The following is an 18,520-nucleotide window of genomic DNA, read 5'->3' as shown; positions in this document are numbered from 1 at the left end:
AAATGGATTTATCCCACAAGGTGGCGGTTGTTACTGGAGGTTCAAGAGGAATTGGAGAGGCTATAGCTACAAAACTTGCTTCATTAAATGCTTCAGTTGTAATCAATTACAACAAAAATAAAGATAAAGCTCAACAGGTTTTGGAAAAAATCATTTCAAAGGGAGGCGAGGCTAGTATATATAAAGCTGATGTATCTAGTATTGATGAGGTAGAAAGTTTATTTGATTTCTGTACAAAAAAATATGGAAGCGTAGATATACTTATTAATAATGCGGGACTTACAAGGGATGCTTTACTCATCAGGATGAAACAAAAGGATTGGAATGATGTATTGAATATTAACCTAACAGGGACATATAATTGTACTAAAGTTTGTTCTAGACAGATGATAAAAAAGAGATATGGGAAAATAATAAATGTAACTTCTGTGGTGGCAATAGCAGGGAATGCTGGTCAGTCAAACTACGCTGCTGCAAAATCAGGGATTATCGGGTTTACAAAGAGTATTGCCAGGGAATTAGCTTCAAGAAAAATAAATGTTAATGCTGTAGCACCTGGCTTTATCGAAACTGATATGACAGCCGCTTTAAGCGATAGCGTAAAAAAGGAGATATTAAAGGATATTCCCTTAAAAAGATATGGCATGCCGGAAGATGTAGCGGAAGTAGTTGCTTTTCTGGCTAGCGAATCATCTAGCTACATAACCGGGCAGATAATAAATGTTGACGGAGGAATGATAATGTAATAATATCATATTGTGGCAGTGTGGTTGAAGGGAGGTGAAATGATGATTTTCGAAAAGGTTAGAAATACTATTGCTGAACAGTTAGGTATAGATGAAGAGGAAGTGTCTTTAGAATCATCTTTTATCGATGATCTTGGTGCAGATTCACTTGATATTGTAGAACTTATAATGGCACTAGAAGAAGAATTTGAGATGGAGATCCCTGATGAAGAGGCGGAAAAGATTACTACGGTGGGAGATGTAGTGGAATATATAAAAGAGCATTCTTGATCTTAAAAAGAGTCCCGAAAAAAGTTAGGGACTCTTTTTTATTTTATATATCTATAGATTTATGTCAAGTAAAAGGTGAAAGTACTGGGTGTACATGATGCCTACAATTATCCTAGTTATATTGCAAGTCAGGTTTAATATATACCCCTGGATATTTTCAATTGAAATGAGAAAATGATAAAAAGTTTACTATACGGGAGGTAAAACATGAGGAGAAGAGTTGTAATTACAGGAATAGGAGCTGTTACTTCAATGGGACTGGGCAAGAATCAGTTATGGGATTCTTTGTCGAAGGGGAAATCAGGTGTAAATTTAATTGATAGATTTGATGTTTCGGAATTTACAACTAAAATTGCAGCAGAGGTAAAAGATTTTCAACCTGAGGATTTTATGAAAAAAAAGCATGCTAGAAGGATGGATAGGTTTACTCAGTTTGCTGTAGCAGCTGCTAATATGGCTGTCAGGGATGCTGAATTGGATATCGAAAAGGTGGATAAGGATAGATTTGGTGTAGTGCTGGGAACGGGAATAGGTGGTATGGAAACTTTAGAGCAACAAGCAAGGGTGTTGCATGAGAAGGGCCCCAAAAGAATAAGTCCTTTTTTTGTGCCGGCTATGATAGGAAATATGGCGGCTGGGTTGATTTCAATCATATACAATGCTAGAGGTGTAAATAATACTTGTATAACTGCATGTGCATCTTCTACCAGTGCAATTTCTGATGCTTATAAATATGTGCAAAGAGGAGATGCGGATATAATGATAACTGGCGGTACAGAAGCCACCGTTACTCCGTTGGCCTTAGCAGGGTTTTGCAATATGAGGGCTTTGTCTACAAATAACGAAAATCCTCAACAGGCAAGCAGACCTTTTGATGCGAAACGGGATGGATTTGTTATGGGGGAAGGTTCTGGGATTATAGTTATTGAAGAATTAAACCATGCTTTGAAGAGAAATGCTGAAATTTATGCAGAAATAGTTGGGAGCGGGATGACTGCAGATGCATATCATATAACTGCCCCTGCGCCAAAGGGTAGGGGAGGAGCCATGGCTATGAAGCGTGCCCTAGAAGATGCAAATATAAATTATTCACAGGTAGACTATATAAATGCCCATGGTACATCCACTGTTTACAACGATAAGTATGAAACAGATGCAATAAAATCAATATTCAAAGAGCATGCTTATGAGGTTTGTATAAGTTCTACAAAATCTATGACAGGGCATTTATTAGGAGCAGCAGGTGCGATAGAGGCTATTGTATGCGCTCTTTCAATTTATAATAATTTTATTCCACCAACAATAAATTATAGCAATGTGGATCAGGACTGTGATTTAGATTATGTCCCTAACAAAGGAAGGACTAAAAAAATAGACTATGCTTTATCCAATTCTTTTGGCTTTGGTGGTCAGAATGCATGCCTATTATTTAAAAGAATTGAGCAGTAAGGAAAGGTTTATGCTTAAAGCATAAACCTTTCTTCTTGTATATTTACAAGCATCCTTTACTTTCTAAAAAGTTTGGTTAGGACAATCTATTTGTGGTAATATAAGTATATAAATAATAGTGGAGGTTTTGCAGACTTATGTGCGATATAGATGAAGGCAGAATCACAAAGCTCCAAGGGATTATAGGATATAAATTTAAAAACAAAAAAAATTTGCTCACTGCGATAACACATAGTTCATATGCAAATGAACACAATAAAATAGACTATGAGTGCAATGAGCGATTAGAATTTTTAGGGGATTCGGTGCTTAATTTAACTATAAGCGATTATCTTTTCAATAAATATCAAAGCCTAGATGAAGGAGATCTTACTCGCATAAGGGCAGGTATTGTATCCTCCACGCCTCTTGCTATAGCAGCAAGGAAGATGAGGTTAGGCGATTATCTTCTGCTAGGAAAAGGAGAAGAGAATACAGGTGGAAGGTATAGGGATTCCATATTAGCAGATGGGTTTGAAGCTGTTATAGGGTCTATCTATATCGATGGTGGTTTAGAGCAGGCAAGAGATTTTGTTTTAACAAGACTTAAACACAATATAGACCAGGTTATAGAAGGCAAAGGATTTAGAGATTATAAGACTTTATTGCAGGAAAAAGCTCAGATGAATTCAAAACCAAAAATTGAATATCAAATTGTAGATGAAAAAGGACCAGAGCATGATAAAATATTTTATGTAAAAGTTAAACTGAATGATAAAATATACGGGGAAGGTACCGGAAAGACTAAAAAAGAAGCTGAACAGGTTGCTGCCAAGAATGCAGTTGAAAAGATGGAGGGTACATATGAGTAGACGCTATATAATACCGGTTTTTATCCCACATAGAGGATGTCCACATGACTGTGTATTCTGTAATCAAAAAAAGATCAGTGGCTTTGCCGACGAGTATGACTCGGACAAGATACATAGTACAATAACAGAACATATTAAAACTTTTAAGGGTGAAAAGGAAACATCAGTACAGATAGCTTTCTATGGAGGTAGCTTTACAGCTCTGCCCATAGAGCAACAGACCAAGTTGCTGCAAATTGCACAAAAATATATTGAACAGGGAGCAGTTGATAGCATAAGATTGTCTACAAGACCTGATTATATAGATGATGTTATTCTAGATAACCTTAAAAAGCATGATGTAAAGACTATAGAATTGGGTGTACAATCACTGAACGATGAAGTCTTAAGGTTGAGTGGAAGAGGTCATACTGCTGAAGCGGTATATGAGGCTGTACAAAACATAAAACATTACGGGTTCGAGTTGGGATTACAGATGATGACAGGATTGCCTGGAGATAATGGAGATCAATCACTTTTTACAGCAATTGAAATTGCAAATTTGAAACCACAATTTGCCAGAATTTATCCTACACTTGTTGTTAAGGATACAATACTAGCCAACCTATATTTAGAAGGTAAATACAAACCCTTTAATCTGCGTAAAACAGTGCATTTGTGCAAAGATATATTGCTGATTTTTAAAGCCAAGGGAGTACAAGTGATAAGGATAGGGCTTCAACCAACAGAAAATATAAACTTGAATGCAGATGTGATTGCAGGTCCTTTTCATCCATCCATCGGTGAATTGGTAGAAGGTGAATTGCTATATGATCTGTTTAGAAATGTGTTTATGGACAACAATGTACATGGATTAGAATATGTAGAAGTGGTCATGAATCCTGTTAACTTATCCAAGTTTATAGGGAATAAAAAAACAAATAAACGCAGGTTTTTAAAGGATTTCGGTATAAAAAACTTGACGACTAGTATTGACAAAACCTTGGATGTTAATGAATATAGAGTATGTTTTAAAGAAGAAATAATTCATATTGATATTGATGATATTATCGTCAAATCATACAAACAAAAATACGGTAGGTGTGTCAATGTATTTAAAAAATATTGAGATCTATGCTTTTAAGTCGTTTGCTGATAGAGTTAAGTTGAACTTTGAACCGGGTATTACAGCGATAGTGGGCCCAAACGGTAGTGGTAAAAGCAATATAACAGATGCGATACGATGGGTATTGGGAGAACAGAGTGCAAAAACTTTGAGAGGCATTAAAATGGAAGATGTAATATTTAATGGCTCACAAAAGAGAAGGCCCCTTGGTTTTGCTGAAGTATCAATTGTTATAGATAATTCAGATGAAAAACTTCCAATTGAATATACAGAAGTTAAAATAACAAGGAAAATTTATAGGACAGGTGAGAGTGAATACCTTATAAATAAAGTGCCCTGTAGACTGAAAGATATAAATGAGTTGCTTGCAAACACAGGTATAGGCAGAGACGGATATTCTATTATAGGTCAGGGCAGAATAGATGAGATATTGAGCAGTAATCCTGAAGAAAGAAGATATGTTTTTGAAGAAGCAGCAGGTATAGCAAAATATAAGATGAGGAAAGTTGAATCAGAAAGAAAACTGGAAAAAACAAATCAGAACTTAATCAGGTTGCAAGATATACTACATGAGATTGGTATGAGATTAGGACCTTTAAAAGCTCAAGCACAGAAAGCAAAAGGCTACATTCAGCTTTCTGAACGGCTTAAAAAGTATGAGATAAATTTATTTTTGATGGATTTTGAAATAGCGAATAATATATTGGATAAATATGAGCATCAATCTAATTTAATAAATAACGATATAATAAAATACCAAAAGATGTTGCAACAAAAAAAAGAATATGTTGAGAATATAGATGAGGAAATATATAAACTAAATTCATCAGTGGAAAGATTAAGAGAGCATATATACAGGCAAAAAAGTGAAATACAAAAGATAAACAACCAACATGACTTAAAAACACAAGAAAAATCAGCTTGCCATAATGAAAAAGAGAGATTGTGTGATGAACTTAAAAAACTCCAATCTGATTTAAATCAAAGAATAAAACAAAAACAAGAAAAACAAACAGTCCTTGCCCAATTGTCCGAAAAGTTGGATAGCTACCTTCAGGAAAAAGAGAGGATCGACAAAGATATAACTGTGTATGAAGGAGATATAATTGAAAAAGAGGATAATATAAATAGATCTAGAGACCAGTATATCAAACTTTTAAATAAGATAGGTGATATTAAAAACGATATAGAAAGATACAAGGCAATAAAGGGTGATTTGCTCAAAAGAGAATCACAAATAAATTTCATGGTTCAAAACCAAAATGACGATGTACAGAAAATCATTAAAACAATCTCTCGATTGGAAAGGAAAATATCGGATAAAAATAGCTTATTAGTGAATAATGAAAAGAGCCTTGAAGAGACGGTCGCATTGATAAATCAAGAAAAGCAGATATTACTTAAGTATATGGAAGAGTTAAAAGAGATTGATAATAGAATTCAGTTTTTAAACTCAAGAAGAAAGCTTTTAAAAGAGATGGAAGATAGTTATCAAGGATATGCTGCACCAGTTAAGTCAATACTAGAAAATAGAAACCGTCAAAATTTAGCTTTGAAAGGAATATACGGCGCTGTAGGCAATCTTATATCCGCACCCCAAGAGCTGGAAATAGCGATTGAAACTGCATTAGGATATAGCATTCAATGTATTGTTACTCACCGAGAGGAAGATGCTAGAAGAGCTATTGAATTTCTTAAAAACAACAAGGGTGGACGAGCTACTTTTTTACCTTTAACATCAATAAAGGAAAGAGAGTTAAATTCCAACGAAAAAAATGCGCTCAATATGCCTGGATGCATAGGTATAGCCTCAAAGTTAGTAGATTATGATGAAAAGTTTAAGCCGATTTTCAAAAATCTCTTGGGAAGAGTTGTGGTAGTAGATGAAATCAGAAATGGGATTGCAATCGCTAAAACATTTGGATATTCATTCAAGATAGTAACTTTGGATGGGGATGTTTTAAATACAGGTGGGTCTATATCAGGGGGAAGTAGGTCCGCAAAAACAAGTAATATACTTGGAAGGAAAAGGCAGATAGATGATATCGAAGAAGCACTAAAGGGGTTAAATCTTAAAAAGCAGAAAAAAAGCGAGGCAATAGATCAAGCCAATTTTTATATCCATGATATCGGACAGAAAATTGAGGTACTTAAAAAAGCACAGCAAGATCTTATAATAGAAATCAATGATTTGAATAATAAAAAGATTGCTGAAAAAGAAAAGCTTGAAGGAATTCAAAAAGAAATTTATAAAAACAATTTAGAGTTAGAACAGATAAATGATAATAAAAAAGAACTGGAGAAAAGCTTGGGAGAATTAAACGATAAACTAGAAAAAATTCAATTAGAAAGTGATAATATTAAAGACGAAATTGAATTATTTAAAAATACATATAACAAGTCGAGAGAAGATAGAGAAAAGTTATACAAGCATTTAACTGAAATAAGGATCAAGATCAGTTCTTTAAGCAGTGAAAAATCTTTAATTCTTGAGAATGTGGAAAATCTAGCGCATGATCAAAATGAATTAGAAAACTCGATTAAAACAAAAGAAAAACTAAGAGACCAGGCCAAAGAGCAAATAGAAAGACTGGAAAAAGATATAAAGCAATGTGGTGTGCAGATGGAAAATGCGGAAAGGAACTTGAAAGAAAGTGAGAGAAACTTAGAGAAGGCTCAAAAGGAATTAATACAGATATCAGAAAAAGCTAAGATTTCAACTCAGGAGATGGAAGATAACGAGCAAATATTGGATAAACTTAAGGAGGATAAAAATAATCTGGAGCTAAAGATAGTAAAGACAAAGACGCAAAAAGAAAATTTACAGGAAAGAATATGGGATGAATATCAGGTATCATATATGCAGGCTAAAGACTATTATGATAAGAATTTGAGCAGACCATATGTCATAGATAATATAAAAGAGTGCAAGCAAGCCATCGGTTGTATGGGACAAGTGAACCCTGGGGCTATAGATGAATATAAAGAGCTTAAAGTCAGATATGATTTTCTATCCAGCCAGAAAACTGATCTGGAAAAAGCCAAAAGAGATTTAGAGGGTATTATAAGTTCTACTGTAAAATCAATGGAGAACAAATTTATCCGAGAGTTTAAAGAGATCAACACTAATTTTAATATGATATTTAAACAATTATTTAACGGAGGCAAGGCCGAATTGAAACTAGCGGATAAAACCGATGTGTTAAATTCAGGGGTTGAAATAATAGTCCAGCCCCCTGGGAAAAAGCTGCAAAGCATATCCTTGTTATCGGGTGGAGAGCGTACGTTGACAGCTATTGCTATATTATTTGCGATTTTGAAGTTGAATCCGGCACCTTTTTGTGTTTTAGATGAGATTGAAGCAGCTTTAGATGATATGAATGTGGAATATTTTAATAGATTTTTAAAAAAGTTTTCAGAAGATATCCAGTTTATAATGGTAACACATAACAAAAAGACTATGGAAAGCGCTGATGTCCTGTATGGAATATCTATGCAAGAAAAGGGTGTATCAAAAATAATTTCTTTAAAACTTGACGAAAAAGTAAGCTGATTGGAGGACTTTTATATGGATAATGTAAGGAAACCGGGCTTATTAAAACGGTTAAAAGAAGGCTTATCTAAAACTAGAAAGGGTATATCTGAAAAAATTGATAGCCTTGTTAGAGTATATACCAAAATAGATGATGAATTTTTTGAGGAATTAGAAGAAATATTGATTACTTCAGATGTGGGAGTTAGAACTTCTGTAAAAATTATTGAACAAATAAAAGAAGATGCAAAACAAAAAAAGATTGCTGATTTGGAACAAGTAAGAGCAATGATTAAACAAAAGCTGGTAGAAATATTAGAAGAAACACAAGAGGATGACCATAATGATGATGCATCTAAAGTAATAATAGTAGTTGGTGTAAATGGGGTGGGAAAAACTACTACTATCGGCAAGATGGCTAGTAAATTTAAAGAGAAAGGCAAGAGTGTTCTGCTTGTGGCAGCTGATACATTTAGAGCTGCAGCTGCAGAACAGTTGGAAATATGGGGTGAGAGGACAGGCGTAGGTGTGATAAAACAGGTAGAAGGCTCCGATCCAGCTGCTGTGGTGTTCGATGGTATCAGCGCTGCTAAAGCAAGGAATATAGATGTATTGATATGCGATACTGCAGGGCGGTTGCACAACAAAAAGAATCTGATGAATGAACTTAGTAAGATCAGAAGAGTTATAGATAGGGAATATCCGGAAGCAGTAAAAGAGGTGCTGTTAGTATTAGATGCGACAACAGGACAAAACGCTATAAATCAAGCTAAAATATTTAAAGAGGCTGTTGATATTGATGGAGTCGTGTTAACTAAATTGGATGGAACTGCAAAAGGAGGAGTCGTGATCGGGGTTAAGGATGAAGTGGGCATACCCGTCAAGATGATTGGTGTAGGTGAGAGAGTGGAAGATTTACAGGAATTTAATGCTGAAGAGTTTATAAATGCATTGTTTGAAGGGTAAAACTTGTTGACTTATTTTAATTTTAAGTTTATAATATTTACTGTAAAGCAAAAATACTTTACGTTATTAAGGTGTGGATATGGATAAATTAGGAAAAATAAGTATGCTCTATGATTTTTATGGAGAACTATTAACCGCTAACCAAAAAAATATAATTGATTTATATTATAATTACGATCTATCTTTGGCAGAGATATCTGAAAACTTTTCAATAAGCAGACAAGCAGTATTCGATACCTTAAAGAGGGCAGAGAATTTGCTCTGTCAGTATGAGGACAAATTAAAAATAGCAGGCAAATATATTGAGCGCCAAAAGATTATAAAAGATATAAACAGCAGAATAAATAAATTATGTAAACAGCAAAATATTGATCCTGATGTAGCAGACCATCTGCAGAGAATAATACAACAATTGGATAATATAGATAAAAAATAGGTTTCGGGAGGCTAAAAATTAATGGTTTTCGAAGGCTTGGCTGAAAAGCTCCAAAGTGCATTTGCTAAACTTAGGAAGAAAGGTAAAGTAACAGAAAAAGATGTTAAAGTCGCCATGAAAGAAGTTAAGCTGGCTTTGCTAGAGGCGGATGTGAACTTTTTGGTTGTCAAAAAATTTATCAAAAAGGTTACTGATAGGGCGGTAGGGCAGGAGGTAATGACCAGTCTTACCCCGGGACAGCAAATAATCAAGATTGTTAATGAAGAGCTGACAGAGCTTATGGGGGGTAAAGCTAGCGATATTCAATTTTCTCCCAATCCTCCCACGATTATAATGATGGTGGGGCTTCAAGGTGCAGGGAAGACCACGACAGCAGGAAAATTAGGGTTATACCTAAATAAAAAGGGGAAAACACCTTTGCTTGTTGCTTGCGATGTTTATAGGCCAGCAGCTGTAAAACAGCTGGAGATAGTAGGGCAAAAGGTTGGAGTACCTGTATTTAAGATAGAAGGCAGCAAAGATCCATTGGCTATATCTAAATCTGCCGTAGAACATGCAAAGCAAAATAATAATGATGTAGTTATAATAGATACCGCAGGGAGACTGCATATTGATGAGACAATGATGGATGAATTACAGGACATAAAACAGGGAGTTAATGTAGATGAAATATTGCTTGTGGTTGATTCCATGACAGGACAGGATGCAGTCAATGTAGCACAGAGTTTTAACCAGAAACTTGAAATAACTGGCGTTGTTTTGACAAAGCTAGATGGTGATACTCGTGGTGGTGCTGCTCTTTCAATTCGTTCAGTTGCAGACTGTGCTATAAAGTTTGCAGGCGTAGGAGAGAAGCTTGAGGATTTTGAGCTATTCCATCCTGACAGAATGGCCTCAAGGATACTTGGAATGGGGGATGTTTTGAGCTTAATAGAGAAAGCTCAAAGTGAGCTAGATGAAAAAAAGGCTCTAGAACTTCAAAAGAAATTTAGACAACAGCAATTCACTTTTGAAGATTTCCTTGAACAGCTACATCAAATGAAGAATATGGGACCATTAGACAGTATATTGGGCATGCTTCCAGGTGTTAACACGAAAAAATTAAAGGGTTTAGATTTTGATGAAAGACAATTGGTAAGAATAGAAGCTATAATAAATTCAATGACAAAAGACGAGAGGCTCAACCCTAAACTAATAAATGGTAGCAGGCGAAGAAGGATTGCTTCGGGCAGTGGAACCAAAATACAAGATGTTAACAAACTTATAAAACAGTTTGAACAAACCAAGAAGATGATGAAGCAGTTTGATAACATGGATAAGGCAGTCAGGAAAGGCAAAATTAATTTTCCTTTCTTTTAAATGAATACAGACAAATGGAGGAGGTGAGTACATGGCTGTAAAGATAAGATTAAAGAGAACAGGAGCTAAAAAGAATCCTTCATATAGAGTTGTTGTAGCAGATTCTCGATTTCCTAGAAATGGTAGATTCATAGAAGAATTGGGATATTATAATCCTGTTGCTGATCCTGTTCAATTACAAATAAATAACGAACGCGCTAAAGATTGGATTGATAAAGGTGCCAAACCTACAGATACAGTGAAGAGGTTACTTAAGAAAACAGGTGCTATAGAATAATTTTAGATGGGGGTGTAAAGATGGGCGAGTTAGTAAAAGTTATAGCTAAAGCACTGGTAGATAGTCCGGAACAGGTAGAAGTAAACGAAATCCAAGGAGAGCAGTCGGTAATAATTGAACTGAAAGTTGCTTCAGATGATATGGGTAAGGTTATAGGAAAACAGGGTAGAATTGCAAAAGCCATAAGAACAATTGTAAAGGCAGCAGCTACAAAAGAAAACAAAAGAGTTGTTGTTGAAATTATTTAATTTAAACGAAGGAGTTGGGCTAACCTGGCTCCTTTTTGTTATCCTAAAAAGCTATTCTTTATACAGATAAATGACCTATAAAATCTGCAGTTTATTTATGATACTTTAGTTTAAGACCGAAAGGTATTATGTGTAAATAATTGGATAACTTATAATTATAGATATCTTTACAATAGCAATATTAAAGGAGGGGTAAAACGGGCGTGATGGCACAGCATCTAATAATAGGTCAAATATTAAAGCCTAGAGGACTAAAAGGTGAAATAAAAGTTTTTCCTTTAACAGATGTTATCGATAGATTCAACGATCTGGAGTACGTGTTGATAGAAAACAGTGCAGATGAATTGAAAAAATACGATATAGAGTATGTAAAGTATCAAAAGGATATTGTATACATAAAACTGGAACAAGTTAATAGTGTAGATGAGGCGGAGAGGTTACGGGAAAAATATATTAAAATATCAAGAAATGATGCTATTCCATTGGAAGAAGGGGAATATTTTATTTGTGACATAGTAGGTTTAAAAGTGTATGATGAGGAAAGTAAATATATTGGAGAGATTCAAGATGTCATAAAAACAGGAAGTAACGATGTATATTCTGTTAATAGCCACGACGGTAGGGAGATACTTATACCCGCTATAAAAAAGGTAGTAAAAAATATTGATCTGGAAAAAAGGACTATGAAAATCCAGTTGTTAGAAGGATTGATATGAAATGATAGTAAAGATTTTGACATTATTTCCTGAAATGTTTGATGCGTTTTTAAATACCAGCATAATAGGAAGGGCGGTAGATCAGGGTATAATTCAGGTAGAGCTTTTAAATATTAGAGACTTTGCAAAAAATAAACATAAGCAAGTTGATGATTATCCATACGGCGGTGGAAATGGAATGATTTTGAAACCGGAACCTCTTTTTGATTGTATTGATCATGCAAGACAAGATATGGACGGAGATATTAAGTCTATTTATTTATCGCCCAAAGGGATAAAGTTAAACCAGAATATATGTAATAAATTATCAAATCTTTCAGGTATAATATTGTTGTGTGGACACTACGAAGGGGTGGACCAAAGGGTAATTGATAATAAAATAGATATGGAGCTTTCTATAGGTGATTACGTTCTCACGGGAGGGGAACTGCCGGCTATGGTTGTAATTGATAGCATAACAAGACTGCTACCGGGAGTGCTTTCAAACAAATCATCTTATGAAGATGAAACTTTTTATAGCGGATTGCTTGAATATGCCCAGTATACCCGTCCTTATGATTATAAAGGCTACAAAGTACCCGACGTGCTCTTAAGTGGCGACCACAAAAAGATACAAGAGTGGAGAAAGAAAAAAAGTATAGAATTGACTCAAAAAAAACGCCCGGATTTGATAGAATAAGAGATGGCAAGGTTCTGAAAGCAAAAGCGCTCTTTATATTGACAACTATATATATATATGAGATAATGATTTTTGTTATTACGGGCGGTCCTCTGTCTAACTTGGTAGGCAAGAACGTCTATGGAGGAAGGAGGTATTTTATACTTATGAACGAGTTGATAAGGGAAATCGAAAAGGAAAATATGAAGAAAGAAATACCTGATTTTCGTGTAGGTGATACTGTAAGGGTTTATGTAAAAGTTATTGAGGGAAACAGAGAGAGGCTACAAGCATTTGAAGGCCTAGTGATTGCAAAGAGACATGGTGGAGTCAGGGAAACATTTACTGTGAGAAGACTTTCATATGGGATAGGAATTGAGAGGACTTTTCCAGTACATTCACCCAAGTTGGACAGGATTGAGGTTATAAGAAGAGGAAAAGTGAGAAGAGCGAAACTGTTCTACATCAGAGAGAGAGTAGGAAAATCAGCAAAGGTAAAAGATAAAAGTTTTTAATTTGGATCAAAGGTGGGGCTGTTTAACAGTCCCACATGTTTTTAAATTAGAAATTAGGATAGGGCTGTGTTTCTTTCACGTTTAGGAGGCTTATATATGGGAAAGAGAAATAACGAAATTATAGAATGGATACAAGCCATTGTTATTGCAATAGTACTTGCTTTTGTAATAAAAACGTTTTTATTTGATACTTTAAGGGTTGATGGCAGTTCGATGGAGCCTACGCTTCACGATAATGATAGGCTTATTATAAGCAAGATAAGTTACATAGTTGACCAGCCCAAAAGAGGAGATATAGCAGTATTTAAATATCCCGGAAATCCGAAGGAATATTATATAAAACGTGTAATTGCTATTGGCAATGATAAAATTAAAATAGAAAATGGAAACGTATATGTAAATGGAGAATTAAAGATAGAGCCCTATATAAAAGAAAAAACTATAGTTGGATTTAAAGAAAGTGTTATACCTGAAGGTACAATTTTTGTATTGGGAGACAACAGAAACGATAGTACTGACAGCAGGAGACCGTCAGTAGGGTATGTACCTTTAGATAATATGGTGGGAAAAGCTGTATTTAGAATATGGCCTTTTGATAAGATCAACTTGATAGATCAATAGGATTTAACGAGGGATGTGAAAGAATGAATATCAATTGGTATCCTGGTCATATGCTTAAGACCACGAAAATATTAAAGGAAAATCTTAAATTGGTTGACATTGTTTATGAATTATTAGATGCCAGAATACCTTTAAGTAGCAAAAATCCAGATTTAGATCAAATATTGGGCGACAAAGTAAAAATAGTAATATTGAATAAGTCAGATATGGCAGACAGGAATATAAATAAACGCTGGGTTGAATGGTATAGAACAAAGGGTATTTATGTAGTATTAGCTAATTCTCTTACAGGGAAAGGCATAGACGAGGTTACTAAGGCTACGAGTGGCATATTATCAAAATCTATACAAAAAAAGATATCTAGAGGGATAAGGAGGCCTGTAACCAGATGCATGGTAGTAGGTATCCCTAACGTAGGTAAGTCTTCCTTTATAAATAGACTTACTAAAGGCAAGAAGGCAGAAACAGGCAATAAGCCTGGTGTTACAAAGACAAAACAATGGGTGAAGCTAAAAAACGATATTGAACTTTTGGATACTCCTGGAATATTGTGGCCAAAATTCCAAGATAAAAGTGTAGCAGTGAATTTAGCTGTAACTGGTGCAATAAAAGACGAATTATTTGATCATGTTGAAGTATGTGTAGAGCTGATAGAAATGATTAGGAGGATTAACAAAGATTATATCTGTAATAAATATAATATAGATTGGGAAAATAAGACTGGTTACCAAGTTTTAAAGCAGATCGCTGAAAACAGAAAATGTGTTCTGCCAGGAGGAGAGATAGATTACTACAGAGCGGCGAAACTGGTTATTAATGATTTTAGAAACAACAAGTTAGGTTATATTTCCCTTGAGCGCCCCATATAATTTTAATATATTATAAATAATATATTAAAATCAATTAAATGGGGGATTTTTATGCCTAAAAAAGTTGTAATAGCAGGAGCAGGCTGGGCAGGTATTTCTGCAGCCATTATTTCTGCAAAAAAAGGCATGGATGTTATATTGATAGAAAGAACTGATATGTTGCTAGGAACCGGGCTGGTAGGTGGAATTATGCGTAATAACGGCAGATACACAGGTGCAGAAGAAGCAATATTAATGGGAGCTTTTGAGTTATTTGAAATTTGTGATAATTGTTCTGTGCATAAAAATATTGACTTTCCTTTTCATAAACATGCATCCATATACGATTCTGTCTGTGTATATAAACAAATAATAAGGCTTTTGAGAGAATATAATGTAAATATCCTTACAAATAGAAGGGCAAAAGAATTAGAGGTTTCGAACAGACAAATAAGATGTATTGTTTTAGATGATAATAAAAAGATTTATGGAGATGCATTTATAGATTGTACAGGGAGTGCAGGTCCTCCAAGTTTATGTAGGAGATATGGGAATGGATGTGTTATGTGTATAATGAGATGTCCTACTTTTGGAGGGAGGATAAGCTTGTCGGATACAATTAGACAAGAAACCATAATTTGCAAAAACAGGAATGGTTCGATAGGAGCTATGAGTGGTTCTTGCAAAATAAATAAAGCAACAATTGATAAGGCTATTATAGATAAGATAGAACAGAAAGGCTTTGTTATAATTCCTGTTGATTTGGATATCTTGCCATTTAAAAAAACAGATAAGGTGTGTCAGCAGTACACAGCAGAAATATATGAAAACAATATCATAATGCTTGATGCAGGCAATTTCATAAAAATGATGAAGAGTTTTCTTCCCTTATCTGTGCTGCATTCTATAGAAGGATTTGAAAATGCAAGATACGATGACCCCTACGCTGGAAGTGTTGGAAATTCTATAAGGTTTACAACTGTGTCTCCGCGGGATAACTATATGAAGGTTTTAAATACAGACAATCTTTTTTGTGCAGGTGAGTGTTCAGGTCCTATAGTTGGTCATACAGAAGCTATCATTACCGGTGCTCTAGCCGGCTGTAATGCATCTAATTATATTCAAGGCAAACAATTGGTGGAGCTATCTACTCAAACTGCATGTGGGGATTTTATAAATTTCTCAAACAAAATTATAGATAGGAATAACCAAGTATTTCATAAAGTAACAATGTCCGGTTCGGTATATTTTGATAGGATGAAGCAAAAAAAACTGTACACTGTTCAGCCGGAAAAAATAGAGAATAGGATAAAAGAATTGAAATATAAAGATTTATTCATAAAATAAGGAATAGAATTTTATTTAATAATTCTATTCCTTATTTTATTAAAAAAGAGGAAATATCGGTTTAATATAGAAAACAAATATGTATATATAAATATGATAATATAAAATATGTGGGAGTGTAAAAAAATAATGTTTGATACAAGGGATATGACTATATCTGAAATAAATAAATTGATCAATCAAAACTGGGATAATATCAAAAACTTAAACGAGATAACTGAATGTTTGAAGGTAGATAATAGGAAATCTGCTATCAAACTTCTACATAGGTGTAAAGGACGCATAGACCATATAGAAGAAGAAATTGATAGATTGAAAAGATTAAACTTTTATGAAAATAGATTGAGAGATAAAGATTGCAAATATATTGTAGGGATAGATGAAGCGGGACGAGGACCTCTTGCCGGTCCTGTGGTTGCAGCAGCGGTGGTTTTACCTTCTGATTGTATAATATATGAGATCAACGATTCAAAGAAATTATCAGAGGCTAAAAGAAATCAACTATATCAAAAGATAATAAGCATTGCTATATCATACGGAGTAGGTATAGTAGATCACCATACAATTGACCGAATAAATATAATGAATGCTACATTTGTTGCCATGCGAAAGGCTATCCAGGCCTTATCTATAGATGCTGACTTTTTATTGGTGGATGGAAATATGAGGATACCCCATGTTAATACAAGACAGGTTGCTATCCCAGGAGGGGATAGCAAATCCATATCGGTAGCAGCAGCATCAATAGTTGCAAAAGTAACGAGGGATAGAATAGTGTATAATTTCAGTGAGATGTATCCCCAGTACGGATTCGATAGAAACAAAGGTTATGGTACAAAAGACCATATAGAGTCTATTAAAAAATACGGACATTGTCCATTACATCGTAAAACATTCATCAAAAAATTTATTTAAACGAGCAGGTGATAAAACTGTGTATGGTATTACTACAGAAAATACCAGAACGATAGTTAACTTAAATGTCAACATAAAAAATACAAATTTAAAAGAGGGACAGATAGTAAAAGCGAGGATAATAAATTTAGACGGCAATAAAGTTCAACTTCAGATCAAAAATAGCATAATAGATGCGGGGATTAGTGGGGCTGTGGAATTATATGAAGGACAGCAGATAGAATTATGTGTAAAGCATATAGATATGGAAGGTTTTCTAATATTTGAACTATTAGAATCACAGCAACTAGGAGAAGATGCTGTTAAGAACTTATTAAACAAGGCAGGCATTAACAAAGATATACACAATATAAAAGCACTCCTTTTGCTTTTAAATTATCAATTGCCTGTTTCTAAAAAGAATATTGAAATAATTAAAAATCTGATGAATAGATGGAAGTATCAACGTATGATTTACAGCAAAGATGGTGAGACAAGCAAGGCTGGTCAGGACTTTTACTATGAAAGCCATATGGAAGACGGATTTAAATGGGTTTTTTGTACACCTGTTGTTTTCAATGGTCATCAATCTAAACTGGGCATGATAAAGCTAGATCAGCCGGATAGGAAATCAAACTATGCTGAAAATAAAGAAAAATTTGTGTTGTTTATAGATACAAAAAACCTTGGATTGTTGATGATCGAAATAGCTAAACAGAGGGAACATATAAACCTGAATATAAAAGTTGAACAAAAGGAGGTTCTCGAGTTTATGCATAAATATAAAAGCTTATTTGAGAATAGTTTAAAGTTGGATAATTTTCAGGTAAATATATCATTTGAAGAACATGTTATGGATGATACAATCCAAAATATAAATGTACCGGAAGTTGATATTAAAATATGAATAGGGATAGAAAAATAAAAAAAGCTGTTGCTTTGAGATACCAGCCTGAGTATCAAGCCCCTAAAGTTGTGTCTAAAGGAAAAGGAATTATTGCAGAAAAAATAGTGGAAAACGCACAACAACATAGAATACCAATTCATAAAGATGAGCAATTGGTAGATGCTTTAGAAAAGCTTAAACTATACTCACAAATACCTCCCGAACTGTATGAAGTGGTGGCTAAACTGCTTGCAACTATTGAATATATAGATAGAAAGAAAGGAGAAAAGATTGAAGAATAAAAACAAATTAGTTGGGCTAGAGGGAGAAATTATAGCATTAAACTATTTGAGAAAAAAAGGATATAAAATAATTGAAAAAAATTTCAGATGTAAAGTTGGCGAAGTAGATCTGGTATGCATGGAAGGGGAGTATTTGGTGTTTGTAGAGGTCAAGACAAGATCTACTTTTAGATATGGAAGACCGTCAGATGCGATAAATTATTATAAACAGATGAAATATCCCGCCATAGCTACTATATTTATAAAGATGAATAAAATGTTCGATACGCCTGTCAGATTTGACATAGTTGAAGTGATCAGAGTAGACAAAGATAAATATGAAATAAATCTAATAAAAAATGCATTCGATGCTTCATCAGCTAATATATATTATTAATACATAAATTCTTTGTAAAATAGCTAGGGTTTGATAGGGTGAATTATCCGGAAGGCAATAGCCTTCTATTTTTTTACATCGGGCATAATTGATTGTGAGTATATATTAAATATTATAG

At 34.2% G+C, this 18,520-nt stretch carries 21 protein-coding genes; all 21 read left to right on the top strand.

The features are described 5' to 3' along the window. Positions 1 to 2: 2 nt before the first annotated feature. Positions 3 to 746 (top strand): 3-oxoacyl-[acyl-carrier-protein] reductase, encoded by a 744-nt coding sequence (gene fabG / locus PHP06_03650; protein ID MDD3839647.1) that lies wholly within the window; start codon positions 3 to 5, stop codon positions 744 to 746. A gap of 42 nt (positions 747 to 788) precedes the next feature. Next, positions 789 to 1,016 carry an acyl carrier protein gene (acpP, locus tag PHP06_03645; GenBank protein MDD3839646.1) on the top strand — a complete coding sequence of 76 codons (228 nt, stop codon included), beginning with the start codon at positions 789 to 791 and terminating at the stop codon, positions 1,014 to 1,016. A 207-nt stretch (positions 1,017 to 1,223) separates the two neighbouring features. Then, positions 1,224 to 2,465, top strand: coding sequence for a beta-ketoacyl-ACP synthase II (gene fabF, locus PHP06_03640; GenBank protein ID MDD3839645.1), 1,242 nt, complete (start codon positions 1,224 to 1,226; stop codon positions 2,463 to 2,465). 137 nt (positions 2,466 to 2,602) lie between these two features. Continuing rightward, on the top strand, positions 2,603 to 3,316 hold the full coding sequence (gene rnc, locus PHP06_03635; protein MDD3839644.1) for a ribonuclease III: 714 nt from the start codon (positions 2,603 to 2,605) through the stop codon (positions 3,314 to 3,316). Continuing rightward, complete coding sequence (locus PHP06_03630; GenBank protein ID MDD3839643.1) at positions 3,309 to 4,424, top strand: radical SAM protein; 1,116 nt, start codon at positions 3,309 to 3,311, stop codon at positions 4,422 to 4,424. Before rnc ends, PHP06_03630 begins: the two co-directional genes overlap by 8 nt. Next, on the top strand, positions 4,405 to 7,974 hold the full coding sequence (gene smc / locus PHP06_03625) for a chromosome segregation protein SMC (protein ID MDD3839642.1): 3,570 nt from the start codon (positions 4,405 to 4,407) through the stop codon (positions 7,972 to 7,974). The genes PHP06_03630 and smc overlap by 20 nt, the downstream gene beginning before the upstream one ends. 15 nt (positions 7,975 to 7,989) lie before the next feature. Beyond that, positions 7,990 to 8,919, top strand: a complete 930-nt coding sequence (ftsY, locus tag PHP06_03620; protein MDD3839641.1) for a signal recognition particle-docking protein FtsY — start codon at positions 7,990 to 7,992, stop codon at positions 8,917 to 8,919. A gap of 79 nt (positions 8,920 to 8,998) precedes the next feature. Continuing rightward, positions 8,999 to 9,355: a putative DNA-binding protein gene (locus PHP06_03615; protein ID MDD3839640.1), complete on the top strand. Its 357-nt coding sequence runs from the start codon at positions 8,999 to 9,001 to the stop codon at positions 9,353 to 9,355. Between the two features lie 21 nt (positions 9,356 to 9,376). Further along, a complete protein-coding gene (ffh, locus tag PHP06_03610; GenBank protein MDD3839639.1) occupies positions 9,377 to 10,714 on the top strand; it encodes a signal recognition particle protein in 1,338 nt (445 codons plus the stop codon). A gap of 31 nt (positions 10,715 to 10,745) precedes the next feature. Further along, positions 10,746 to 10,991: a 30S ribosomal protein S16 gene (rpsP, locus tag PHP06_03605; protein MDD3839638.1), complete on the top strand. Its 246-nt coding sequence runs from the start codon at positions 10,746 to 10,748 to the stop codon at positions 10,989 to 10,991. 20 nt (positions 10,992 to 11,011) lie between these two features. Then, a complete protein-coding gene (locus tag PHP06_03600; GenBank protein ID MDD3839637.1) occupies positions 11,012 to 11,239 on the top strand; it encodes a KH domain-containing protein in 228 nt (75 codons plus the stop codon). A gap of 206 nt (positions 11,240 to 11,445) precedes the next feature. Continuing rightward, entirely contained in the window at positions 11,446 to 11,955 is a 510-nt protein-coding gene (gene rimM, locus PHP06_03595) for a ribosome maturation factor RimM (GenBank protein ID MDD3839636.1), read from the top strand. Between the two features lies 1 nt (position 11,956). Continuing rightward, a complete protein-coding gene (gene trmD, locus PHP06_03590) occupies positions 11,957 to 12,634 on the top strand; it encodes a tRNA (guanosine(37)-N1)-methyltransferase TrmD (protein MDD3839635.1) in 678 nt (225 codons plus the stop codon). 146 nt (positions 12,635 to 12,780) lie between these two features. Beyond that, positions 12,781 to 13,128 carry a 50S ribosomal protein L19 gene (gene rplS, locus PHP06_03585; protein ID MDD3839634.1) on the top strand — a complete coding sequence of 116 codons (348 nt, stop codon included), beginning with the start codon at positions 12,781 to 12,783 and terminating at the stop codon, positions 13,126 to 13,128. Positions 13,129 to 13,224: 96 nt separating this feature from the next. After that, positions 13,225 to 13,749, top strand: a complete 525-nt coding sequence (gene lepB / locus PHP06_03580) for a signal peptidase I (GenBank protein ID MDD3839633.1) — start codon at positions 13,225 to 13,227, stop codon at positions 13,747 to 13,749. A gap of 23 nt (positions 13,750 to 13,772) precedes the next feature. Further along, the gene (ylqF, locus tag PHP06_03575; protein ID MDD3839632.1) at positions 13,773 to 14,618 is read left to right on the top strand and encodes a ribosome biogenesis GTPase YlqF; all 846 of its coding nucleotides are present in this window, start codon (positions 13,773 to 13,775) and stop codon (positions 14,616 to 14,618) included. A gap of 51 nt (positions 14,619 to 14,669) precedes the next feature. Next, positions 14,670 to 15,944 (top strand): FAD-dependent oxidoreductase, encoded by a 1,275-nt coding sequence (locus PHP06_03570; protein ID MDD3839631.1) that lies wholly within the window; start codon positions 14,670 to 14,672, stop codon positions 15,942 to 15,944. Positions 15,945 to 16,073: 129 nt separating this feature from the next. Beyond that, positions 16,074 to 16,859 (top strand): ribonuclease HII, encoded by a 786-nt coding sequence (locus PHP06_03565; GenBank protein MDD3839630.1) that lies wholly within the window; start codon positions 16,074 to 16,076, stop codon positions 16,857 to 16,859. 19 nt (positions 16,860 to 16,878) lie between these two features. Continuing rightward, complete coding sequence (locus PHP06_03560) at positions 16,879 to 17,745, top strand: hypothetical protein (GenBank protein ID MDD3839629.1); 867 nt, start codon at positions 16,879 to 16,881, stop codon at positions 17,743 to 17,745. Then, the gene (locus tag PHP06_03555) at positions 17,742 to 18,026 is read left to right on the top strand and encodes an EscU/YscU/HrcU family type III secretion system export apparatus switch protein (protein MDD3839628.1); all 285 of its coding nucleotides are present in this window, start codon (positions 17,742 to 17,744) and stop codon (positions 18,024 to 18,026) included. Before PHP06_03560 ends, PHP06_03555 begins: the two co-directional genes overlap by 4 nt. Then, positions 18,016 to 18,402 (top strand): YraN family protein, encoded by a 387-nt coding sequence (locus PHP06_03550; protein MDD3839627.1) that lies wholly within the window; start codon positions 18,016 to 18,018, stop codon positions 18,400 to 18,402. Before PHP06_03555 ends, PHP06_03550 begins: the two co-directional genes overlap by 11 nt. Positions 18,403 to 18,520 lie beyond the last annotated feature (118 nt).

The organism is Clostridia bacterium, assembly GCA_028698525.1.
GTDB lineage: Bacteria > Bacillota > Clostridia > JAQVDB01 > JAQVDB01 > JAQVDB01.
This window is presented reverse-complemented; position numbering and strand designations above follow the sequence as displayed.